The sequence below is a fragment of the Embleya sp. NPDC005575 genome, assembly GCF_040605455.1.
Lineage (GTDB): Bacteria > Actinomycetota > Actinomycetes > Streptomycetales > Streptomycetaceae > Embleya.
On sequence record NZ_JBEXCV010000235.1, the window covers coordinates 1 to 9,956 of the forward strand.

The 9,956-nt window shown below is 70.9% G+C and carries 11 protein-coding genes and 1 pseudogene; 7 read left to right on the forward strand and 5 right to left on the reverse strand.

Translation table 11 applies throughout. From position 1 onward, the window contains the following. Window positions 1-1,710, forward strand: a 1,710-nt coding sequence (locus ABZS54_RS40135; RefSeq protein ID WP_355547481.1) for an LCP family protein, incomplete at its 5' end; no start/stop codon positions are given. Window positions 1,711-2,278: 568 nt separating this feature from the next. Further along, window positions 2,279-2,725: a CBS domain-containing protein gene (locus ABZS54_RS40140; RefSeq protein ID WP_355547484.1), complete on the forward strand. Its 447-nt coding sequence runs from the start codon at window positions 2,279-2,281 to the stop codon at window positions 2,723-2,725. Window positions 2,726-2,746: 21 nt separating this feature from the next. On the opposite strand, the pseudogene ABZS54_RS40145 reads toward ABZS54_RS40140, so the two are convergent. After that, a pseudogene (locus ABZS54_RS40145) lies at window positions 2,747-2,893 on the reverse strand (alkene reductase); the annotation flags it as partial. 227 nt (window positions 2,894-3,120) lie between these two features. Continuing rightward, a complete protein-coding gene (locus ABZS54_RS40150) occupies window positions 3,121-3,546 on the reverse strand; it encodes a RidA family protein (protein WP_355547487.1) in 426 nt (141 codons plus the stop codon). Window positions 3,547-3,721: 175 nt separating this feature from the next. Between ABZS54_RS40150 and ABZS54_RS40155 the strand changes: the two genes are divergently transcribed. Then, window positions 3,722-4,144: a MarR family transcriptional regulator gene (locus ABZS54_RS40155; RefSeq protein WP_355547490.1), complete on the forward strand. Its 423-nt coding sequence runs from the start codon at window positions 3,722-3,724 to the stop codon at window positions 4,142-4,144. Window positions 4,145-4,163: 19 nt separating this feature from the next. Here the strand turns inward: ABZS54_RS40155 and ABZS54_RS40160 are convergent, their stop codons facing one another. After that, window positions 4,164-5,204, reverse strand: coding sequence for an alpha/beta hydrolase (locus ABZS54_RS40160; RefSeq protein ID WP_355547493.1), 1,041 nt, complete (start codon window positions 5,202-5,204; stop codon window positions 4,164-4,166). 225 nt (window positions 5,205-5,429) lie between these two features. On the opposite strand from ABZS54_RS40160, the gene ABZS54_RS40165 reads away from it, so the two are divergent. Together ABZS54_RS40165 and ABZS54_RS40170 are read left to right on the forward strand one after the other, a co-directional pair. Beyond that, window positions 5,430-6,092: a GNAT family N-acetyltransferase gene (locus ABZS54_RS40165; protein ID WP_355547496.1), complete on the forward strand. Its 663-nt coding sequence runs from the start codon at window positions 5,430-5,432 to the stop codon at window positions 6,090-6,092. Between the two features lie 38 nt (window positions 6,093-6,130). Then, on the forward strand, window positions 6,131-7,000 hold the full coding sequence (locus ABZS54_RS40170; RefSeq protein WP_355547499.1) for a PaaX family transcriptional regulator C-terminal domain-containing protein: 870 nt from the start codon (window positions 6,131-6,133) through the stop codon (window positions 6,998-7,000). Window positions 7,001-7,076: 76 nt separating this feature from the next. Here the strand turns inward: ABZS54_RS40170 and ABZS54_RS40175 are convergent, their stop codons facing one another. Then, the gene (locus tag ABZS54_RS40175; RefSeq protein ID WP_355547502.1) at window positions 7,077-7,226 is read right to left on the reverse strand and encodes a hypothetical protein; all 150 of its coding nucleotides are present in this window, start codon (window positions 7,224-7,226) and stop codon (window positions 7,077-7,079) included. Continuing rightward, on the reverse strand, window positions 7,220-7,948 hold the full coding sequence (locus tag ABZS54_RS40180; protein WP_355547505.1) for a LysR substrate-binding domain-containing protein: 729 nt from the start codon (window positions 7,946-7,948) through the stop codon (window positions 7,220-7,222). Before ABZS54_RS40180 ends, ABZS54_RS40175 begins: the two co-directional genes overlap by 7 nt. Before the next feature lie 86 nt (window positions 7,949-8,034). Here ABZS54_RS40180 and ABZS54_RS40185 point away from each other — a divergent pair, with 86 nt between their 5' ends. After that, a complete protein-coding gene (locus ABZS54_RS40185; RefSeq protein ID WP_355547508.1) occupies window positions 8,035-9,054 on the forward strand; it encodes an aldo/keto reductase in 1,020 nt (339 codons plus the stop codon). Between the two features lie 4 nt (window positions 9,055-9,058). Beyond that, window positions 9,059-9,841, forward strand: a complete 783-nt coding sequence (locus ABZS54_RS40190; protein ID WP_355547511.1) for an SDR family oxidoreductase — start codon at window positions 9,059-9,061, stop codon at window positions 9,839-9,841. Window positions 9,842-9,956: the final 115 nt, after the last annotated feature.

Genomic DNA, 9,956 nt, shown 5'->3' on the forward strand with positions numbered 1-9,956 from the left:
TCCGACGCGGCTGCGACCGCCGCCGGGACCGACCCCGGCCCCGAATCCACCGGCGCCGACACCCCCGTCGTACCCCGCGCTCGTCGAGCCGACGGCGAATCGGGAGGCCGGGCGGCGCGCCGGGCCAAGCCCACCGGGCACGGCAAGCCGCGTCGTTTCCGCAAGCTCAAGATCACCGCGCTGGTGATGTCGGTGGTGCTGGTCGCGCTCGGGATCACCGGCTATGTGATCTGGGAGAAGCTCAACGCGAACATAAAGCACAGCAAGCTCAACACCAGCGACGTCGAGGTGCCCAAGGTGGCACCCGACGAGTTCGGCCGCACGCCGATGAACATCTTGATGATCGGCTCGGACGGCCGCAACGATCCGACCGACTGCAAGCTGGGCGGTGCCTGTGACGGCGGCGCGCCGCGGGCGGACGTACAGATGTTGCTGCATGTGTCGGCGGACCGCAGCAACGCGTCGGTGATCAGCATTCCGCGCGACACGCGGGTGCAGATCCCGACCTGCACCGACCCGAAGACGAAGCAGAAGTTCGCACCGATCAACACCACCATCAACGAGAGCCTCGGGCGCGGCGGACCCGGATGTGTGGTCGGTACCTGGCAGTTGCTCACCAAGCTGTACATCGATCACTTCATGATGGTGACCTTCTCCGGCGTGGTGTCGATGGCCGACGCGGTCGGCGGCGTCGAGGTGTGCGTGCAGTCGAACATCCAGGACGAGCAGGTCGACTACGTCAACGGCGAGCGACACCTGGTGGGTTCGCATCTCAAGCTGACCGCCGGCAAGCACACCATCCAGGGCGAGGACGCGCTCAAGTGGCTGCGCACGCGCCACGCCTTCGAGGACGGCAGCGACGTCGGACGCACCCACGCGCAGCACATGTACCTCAACTCGATGGTGCGCACGCTCAAATCGAACAGCACGATCACCAACCCGATCAAGCTGTTCAACGTCGCCGACGCGGCGACCAAGTCGCTGACCGTCGACGACGGACTCAACGGTCTGCAGAAGCTGACCTCGCTGGCGACCACGCTGAACAAGGTGAACACCAACCGGATCACCATGACCACGATGCCGCACGACGCGGATCCGCAGGCGCCGGAAGAACACCTGGTCCCGGCCGCGTCCGCCGAGACGCTGTTCAAGATGGTGCGCTCGGATGTCGCCTTCGACAAGAACGGGCCGCAGCCCGGTACCGAGACAACCGCACCCACCACGCCGCAATCGCCGCCGCCACCCGCGTCGAACGTGAAAAAGGCCGCGATCCGGATCACCGTCGTCGGCGCGACCGGAAGCACCCAGGCCGGCGCGGTCACCGAAGGGCTGGTCGCGCAGGGCTTCACCAATGCCGCCAAGGGTCCGGCCGGGGTCAAGCGGCAGACCAGCACGGTGATCTTCCCGGCCAAGGACCAGGAGCAGGCCCAGGCCGTCGCCGACGCACTCGGGCTGCCCGCCACCGCGCTGTCCCCGCAAGCGAACGCGACCCACGTGACGGTGCAGATCGGCACCGACTGGGGTACCGGCCCGACCTTCAAGGGCAGCAAGGGCGGCACCACCACGGCACCCCCGTCCACGCCGCCGGCTCTGCCGGCCGGCCAACTCCCCAGCGGCTCCTCCGCCCTGAACGCTTCGGATGAGGGCGCCTGCATGAAGGTCTACACCGAGGCCAAGGACCGTAACGGCAAACCGATCTACACCTGGTAGTCCGCGGCGGCAACAGCCTTGCGGCGCCTGGGCACAGCCTGGTGGGTGACCCGCCGGCCGAGGGTGCTCGAAGGCGCAACTCGGCGGCGAATAAAGCTGATTCCGACGCAATCGTCCCGACACCGGGTCGGCGGTGCGTCGGAAAGACGGTAAGGTGGCCCTACCGAAGACACTTCGTACGTCGGTTTCCGCGCCGACGCCGTCCTCGGTGGGCGAGGACGATCGGCCGGGTCGGCCGGGTCCCAGGATGGATCGCCGGGCTGCCCGGGGACCGCCGTTCGCCCACCGACCGAGCGCACAGCGCCACTTGCGCCACCGTCCGCCGTGGGCCGCCACGCCCGCGTCGAACTCTCAGCCCACCGGCATCCGCCGGTCCGCTCACCGGCACCCGCCGGCCGAGCGGCTTCGGCGCCGAACTCCCGCCGCCCCCCGGGGCGTGTCGTCCGAAGTCGGTGCGCGCACGGTCCGACCCGCAGCCGGTTCCCCCGGCTGCGGCCCCCCATGCCCCGAACCACCGGCGACCGGGCCCAACCCCCGGATCCGGACGACTGGAAACCAGGTGCCCTCGATGACCGCCATCCCCCACCATCGCACCGCCGGCCAGGCCGGCCCGACCACCGTCGCCCAGGCCATGCGACCGGCCGAGCTGCGGATCGACACGAACACCATGGTCGACAAGGCCATCGACATCATCCACGCGGCGGACGTCGACCACGTGATCCTGCACGCCGAGGACGGCCGCTGCCTCGGCATCGTGCGCCGGGCGCAGCTCGCGCCGTACCAAACCCGCTCGTGGTACACCGCGCGCACGCCGATCGGGAACATCACGCACGATCGAGGCCCGTTCGCCCGCCCGGAGATGCCCGCCATCGAGGCGCTGGCCACCATGCGCGCCCGGGGCATGCGAGTGTGGGCCGTGACCGACGAGGCCGGCCGGGCCGTGGGCCTGCTGACCCCGGACGCGCTGCGCGCGGTGCTCGCCGGCACCCGCAGCCCGCTCAGCGCGGCGGCCTGACCTCCCGACGCCGCCCGCGTCGTGCACGGCGGTGGTGATCTCCCGCCAACGGGCGACCTGTTCGTCGGTCCACAGGCCCGGGATTCCCGGGCCTGCCTTGCCGAGCGGGTGGATCGAGACCCCCTCGGTGATCAGCAGGCCGGCACCGGCCCGCTGGGCGTGGTGGGCCGCGGCGTGTTCGCTCCGGCACGCCGGTCGTGTCGTCCGCTCGGCCCCGGGTCATCGGGGCCATCGCGATCCGGTTGGGCAGGTCCAGCACGCCGTGCCGTGCGGGGTCGGCAACGGATTCGTAGTGGTGGTCGACGCGGCTTCCGTTCGTTCGTGTGCTCTGGTGCGCAGGACATCGCAAATTGCAGCGGTCGAGTGCGGTGACGTCGGTTGCGGGACATCGCGGTTCAGCGGTCGAGTGCGGTGACCTCGACCTCGATCAGCCAGTCCGGCCGGGCGAGCGAGGAGACCTCCAGGAGGGTGTCGGCCGGGTACGGCCGGGACAGGAACTCCTCGCGCAGCACGATCACGTCGTCCAGGTTCTCGGCCATGTTCCGGACGAAGATGCCGACCTTGACCACGTCGGCGAGGGTCGCTCCCGCCTCGGCGAGCACCCGTTCCACGTTGCGGAAGGCCTGCCGGCCCTGCTCCGCGAAGCCGCCCTCGACGGTGCGCCCGTCCTCGCCGAAGCCGGCCTGCCCGGACACGAAGATCAGGCCGCCGGCCCGGATGGCCTGCGAAATCTTGTAGGGCTCGTACCAGTCCGGCGTGGTGGCGACCCGCTCGATGCGCGCGATCGCGGCGGCGGCACCGGTGGCGGTGGAGATGGTCATGGTTGCTCCCGGATTCCAAGAAAGTGCATGCACATACATTGATTGCTTGTGCATGCATAATCTGGCACTGCATGTAATCTGCTGTCAACAGCGGTCTCCCGCCCCCGCCACCCGGCGGCCGACGGGAGCTCGACCGGAAGGGCCACTCGACCGAACCGCGAAAGGGGACGGTGCCATGGACGCCAAGCTCTGGGAGCAGGTCGTCGTGCTGCACGCGCGCGTCGAGCACGACCTCGGCAGGACGCTGCAACGGCGGCACGGGATAGGGCTGTCCGAGTATCGCGCGCTCTCCCGGCTCGCGGTCGCCCCCGACGGCGAGTTGCGCATGCAGGAACTCGCCGACTCGATCGGCCTCAACCAGAGTTCGGTCAGCCGGCTCGCGGTCCGCCTGGAAACCGACGGCCTCACCCGACGCGACCTGTGCCCCAAGGACCGCCGAGGGGTGTACAGCGTGATCACCGACGAGGGACGCACTCGCCTGACCGAGGCCGGTGCCACCTACGCGGAGGCACTGACCACCGCACTGGCCAAGGCCGCCGCCGATCCGCACCTGGCGGACGTGGCGGCGGCCTTGGCCGCGATCCCGGTCGCGGTGTGACGCCGATCGGGCGAGGCGCTCAGCGCTCGGCCAGGAAGCGGCGCTGGTCGCCGAGGTAGCCGGCGGCGAACAGATCGCGCGGTGCGAAGATCGCCGTGAAGTAGGTGTCGAGCTGTGAATCCTCGATGTCCTTCTCGACCATCGAGTGCGCCGCGCCCGGATAGCGACGCACCGTCAACTCGGCCCGTCCGCCGAGCAGTCGGCGATATTCCGCCTCGGTCTCCGCGACGTCCACGTTCACATCGTGCCCGGCCAGCATCAACAACACCGGCACGCGCACCCGAGCCAGATCCGCGCTCGCGTCCTCGGCGAAGTTCTTGCGGGCGAACACCCACCGATCCGCCGGCATGTCCGCCGCGTCGCCCAGCGCCGCGCGGTACTGCTCGTAAGTCGCACCCTGCTCGATCAACTGCCGGGTCCGGTCGCTGCGCCGGACCTCGTCGTCGATCCGTGCCGCGGACGCGTGGTCCGCGCGCAGCTCGGCCAGCAGGTTGTAGCGGCCCTGGCGCAGCCAGTTGATCGCGGGCGAGACGGCGATCACGAACCGCACGTCCGGGGTGCGTGCGGCCACCCTCGGCAGCACCCAGCCCGCCTGACTGGCCCCCCACAACCCCACTCGCGCGTGGTCGACGTCCGGCCGGGAGCGACTCCAGGCGATCGCCGCCTCGGTCTCCCGGACGCGGTCGTCCATGCTCTGGTCGAGCCAGTTCCCGGGGGTGCCGTCCACTCCCGGCTTGTTCCAGGAGAGCGTCGCGTAGCCGGCCCTGGCATATGCCTCCATCTGCGGCCGGTAGAAGCCGTCGTTGGTGGCGTTCTTCGCGCCGTCGCCGTGCACCAGGACCACCAGCCCGTACGGACCGCGTCCGTGCGTGGGCTTGGCCAGCACGCCGTCCAGCCGCTGCGCCCCGTCCTGGAAGGCGATCCGCTCCTCGTTGAGGTCGTACGTGTTCGCGTAGTCCGCGTACACCGTCGCACCCAGGCCGACCAGGAGCAGCAGCGCGACGATCGCGCCGCCGATGGTGAGCCCGCGATGGCGGCGCATGGTCGATCCGAGCTTCATGTCTTGGACTCCTTCGCGCGGCTCCACGTACTTCGTGCCGCATTCCGGCATGGCAAAACTATCGTGAGCACAACGCTCGTCTGTCAAACGAACGTTTCGACTATGCTGCTTCCACCGAGCCCGGCATGATCGACCCGGGCCGGACCCGACGACGCGTATCCACCCGCGTCGACGCCGCCCGGCCCGAGACGCCCAAGCCGACCCGCACGACCCCCGGAGGCAGCGATGGACCAGGCGAGCGAGCCGAACGCGCGAAGCGGTGCGGATCACCCGCGCCCCGGTGCGCCGCACCTGCGACGCGGACTGCCGCCGGACATGCGCCGCCGGGCGGCCGAGCTGTACTGGGAGGCGTTCGGCCGCAAGCTGGGCGCCGCGCTGGGCCCGCCCGAGGCCGGCATCGCGTTCATCGCCGAGCACCTGAACGCGGACCGCGCGATCGCCGCGATCCAGGACGGCGTATTGGTGGGCGTGGCCGGCTACACCCACGGCGGACGCGGCTTCACCGGCGGCTCCGCCGGCGATGTGCTGCGCGCGTACGGCCGCGTCGGCGGCCTGCACCGAGTCGCCATCCTGGCCCTGCTCGAACGCCGGCCCAAGCCGACCGAGTTGGTGATGGACGGGATCGCCGTCGACCCGAGCCGGCGCGGCCTGGGCATCGGCGGCCGGCTGCTCGACGAGGTCGCCGCGCTGGCCCCGGAGCTCGCCTGCCGGCAAATCCGGCTCGACGTGATCGACGTCAACCCGCGCGCCCGCGCGCTCTACGAACGACACGGCTTCGTCGCGACCCGAACCGAGCACACGCCCTATCTGCGCGGACTCATGGGCTTCGGAGCCGTGACCACGATGATCCGTCGGATCGGCCCCCGGTCGACCGGCACGCGCGGGTGAGCGCGGTGGGCCCGGCACCGCGCTCGTATGCTCGGGCCATGCCAGGAACGCCAGGATTCGACCCGGTCGAGATCCCGACCCGCACCCTCGTACACGCACTGGTGCGGCCGGACGGCAGCGTCGACACCGGTGAGCTGTACACCGTCGCGGGCGTGCTCGGGATGACCGACCAGCAGGTGCGGCTGTGCATCAAGCGCCTGGTCGCCGAGGGCCGGTTCACCCACCGAGGACGTGGTCGCAAGGCGGTGCTGAGCGCGTCCGAGGCCACGTTGCGCACCCTCGAACCCAACGTCGAGTTCGTCCGTTACGCGTTTCGCCAGGACCGCGGCCTGGAACCGTGGGACGGCGCTTGGCGGTTGGTCGCGTTCGCGATCCCGGAGTCCGCGCGATCCGCGCGTGACGCGCTGCGCGACGCGATCCTGCGCCTGGGCGGCGCGCCGCTGCACGGCGGGCTGTACGTATCCGCGAACGAATGGACCGAGCTGATCTCGGCCGAGGCGTACCGCCTGGGCGTATCCGACGCGGTCACCCTGCTCACCAGCCGGGACCTGCGGATCGGCGCGCTGGAGCGGCCGCCGGCGCTGGCCGCCCACCTGTGGCCGCTGGCCGAACTGGCCGAGCGCTACCACAAGCTGATCGAGATCACCCGGACCCGGCTGGCCCGGCTGGAATCGACGGATGCCTTCGACGACGTCGAACTGCTCACGATCGGGGTGGAGTTGACCGTCGAGTTCGGTCGCGCGATGGAGCCCGACCCGCTGCTGCCACCGGAGTTGCTCCCGAACCCGTGGCCCGGCCGACAGGCCCGCGACCTGCTGTCCCGGGCATGGGCGGCGGTCATCGACCGCGACCACACCGATGCGACTCGGCGACTTTACCGGCTGTACGAGGACACGAACCGACCCTGAACAACGCCCACTCGGACCGACCGACACGGCCGGCCCGTCCGGCGTTCGAGGACAAAAGCCCCCGCCGACCACACGGCTAAAGTGTCTCGACGAAGTCGCGGACCGTCCCTCGATGGTCGTCCAGCCGCCAGGCAAGCGCCAGTTCGCTCGGGCTCAACCCGCTCACCGGGATCGCCACCGTCCCGGGCCGCTGATAGATCGCCGCGTTCCCGGCCGCGATCAGCACGATGCCACTGCCCTCCTCCCCGCCGCGAAGGTCTCGTCCGCGTTCGACACCGTCGCCCCCACCCGCACCGGCCGGCCATCCCGATGATCGATCGCCAACCAGTAGTCCCGCAGCGGCCCCGCGGTAGGAGGCAGCGCCAGGAACGGCTCGTCCAGGAGCTCCGCGAACGCGACCTCCGAGCGCCCCGCGAGCGCATGGTCCTCGCGCACCACCACGCACCTCGGCTCGGTCGCCACCACCCGCGTCGCGAACGCGTCCTGGTTCGGCAGCGGCAACCACACCAACGCGACGTCCACGCGCCCCTCGGCCAGCCCCGCCGTCGCGTCGTCCCAGTCGATCTGCCGAATCTGCAGGCGCCCGTCGGGCCGCCGCACCGCGTACCCCTCCCGCGCCCGCTGCAACAACCCGCGACCCACACTCGTGGACAGCCCCACCCGCAACGACGCGGCCTCGGCCGCGACCGCGTCGCCCACCGCGCGCTGCGCCTCGTCCCAGCAGCGGATCACCTCGCGTGCCGCCGGCAACAACGCCGCGCCGGCGGCGGTAAGCGTGACGGCCCGCCGGTCCCGGTCGAACAGGCGGGTCCGAAGCCCCTCCTCCAATTGGCGTATCTGTTTGCTCAGCGCGGGCTGCGACACGAACAATCGCTCCGCGGCGCGGGTGAAGTTGAGCTCTTCGGCGGTCGCCACGAAGTACCGAAGGTCTCGCAGGTGCGTGTCCATAGCCTTTGGTTATCACAACCGGTCTTGGACCCGGCGCGGTCGTTCACCCGACGATGGCCGCATCCCGGAAAAGAAGAGGAAGTCATATGCGATACCGCCTGTTCGGCAACACCGGCCTGCGCGTCTCCGAGCTGTTCCTGGGCGCGATGACCTTCGGCGGCGAGGGCACCGTCGGCGCGGGGCTCGACGAGAGCCGCCGAATGGTCGACGTGTACGCGGACGCCGGCGGCAACGTCGTGGACACCGCGATCAACTACCGCGACGGCGAAAGCGAGCGGATCGTCGGTGAAGTACTCGACGGCCGCCGGGACCGATTCGTGCTCGCCACCAAATACACCGTCACCCGCGACCCCGCCGACCCGAACGCGGCCGGCAACCACCGCAAGAACCTGACCCTGTCGCTGGAGACCAGCCTGCGTCGACTGCGCACCGACTACATCGACGTCTACTGGGTGCACCTGTGGGACCGGCATACGCCGATCGAGGAGACCATGCGCGCGCTCGACGACGCGGTCCGGGCCGGGAAGATCCTCTACATCGGCATCTCGGACACCCCAGCGTGGGTGGTCAGCCGGGCCAACACCCTCGCCGAGTGGCGGGGTTGGACGCCCTTCGCCGGGCTCCAGGTCCCGTACAACCTGCTGAATCGCGACATCGAGCGTGAACTGCTGCCGATGGCCGAGGACTTCGGTCTCACGGTGGCCGCCTGGGGACCGCTTGCGAGCGGTCTGCTGTCCGGAAAGTTCACCCGTCCCGGCGGCGCCGAGGCCGGCACCCGGATCTCGCCCGAATCGCTCGGCGAGCGTGACCACGCCGCGGCCCGTGTGGTGCAGGAGGTGGCCGACGAACTCGGTGTGACCCCGTCGCGGGTGGCCATCGCCTGGACCCGGGCACACTCGCGTGCCGTGCACCCGATCGTCGGCGCCCGCACGGTCGAGCAACTGCGCGACAACCTCGGCGCGGTGGACGTGGTGCTCCCCGAGGACGCGCTCCGCCGACTGGCGGCGGCAACCGACCACACGGCCGGGTTCCCGACCGACTTCATCGCCGCGACCAGCCCGTGGGTGTTCGGCGACACGTTCGACCGTCTCGACGGGCGGCGCTGACCCGATGGCCCGCGTCACCGAGCCCGTGACCGCCCAGTCCACCACCGCCCAGTCCACCACCGAGTCCACGGCTGCCGACCCGAGCCACCGGGCCACCCCGATCTCGCTGGTCACCGGCGCCAATCGCGGCATCGGGCTCGAGGTGGCCCGCCGGTTGGGCCTGCTCGGGCATACCGTGCTGCTCGGCGCCCGTGCGCCCGAGGCGGCCGAGTCCGCCGCCCGTGACCTGCGCGCGGCGGGTCTGGACGCCCATCCGGTGCACCTGGACGTGACCGACGTCGCCGGCGTCCGGCACGCCGCCGCCGAGGTCGAGCGTCGCTTCGGTGGCCTGGACACGCTGGTCAACAACGCCGCGATCACCTACGACACGTGGCAGCGCGCGACCGACGCCGACCTGGCCGTGGTGGTCGAGGCGAGCGAGACCAACCTGTACGGACCGTGGCGCACGGTGCAGGCGTTCCTGCCGCTGCTGCGCCGCTCGGCCCATCCGCGCATCGTCAACGTGAGCAGCGAGGCCGCGTCGCTGACCAACATGGGCGGCGGTACGCCCGCGTACACGATCTCCAAGGTCGGCCTCAACGCGCTCACCCGCATGCTCGCGGCCGAGCTGCGCCCCGACCGGATCCTGGTCAACGCGATCTGCCCCGGCTGGGTGGCCACCGACATGGGCGGCCCCGGCGGGCGCCCGGTGGAAGCAGGCGCCGCCGGCATCACCTGGGCAGCCACTCTCCCCGACACCGGCCCCACCGGCGGCTTCTTCCGAGACACCCACCCCCTGCCCTGGTAACACCCCCATCCGGCTCCCGAAATCCAGCCCGTCCGGCGCTTGAGGACCCCCGAAAGCCACCCACCCAACCAATCCAGCCCGTCCGGCGCTTGAGGACCCCGAGAACCACCCACCC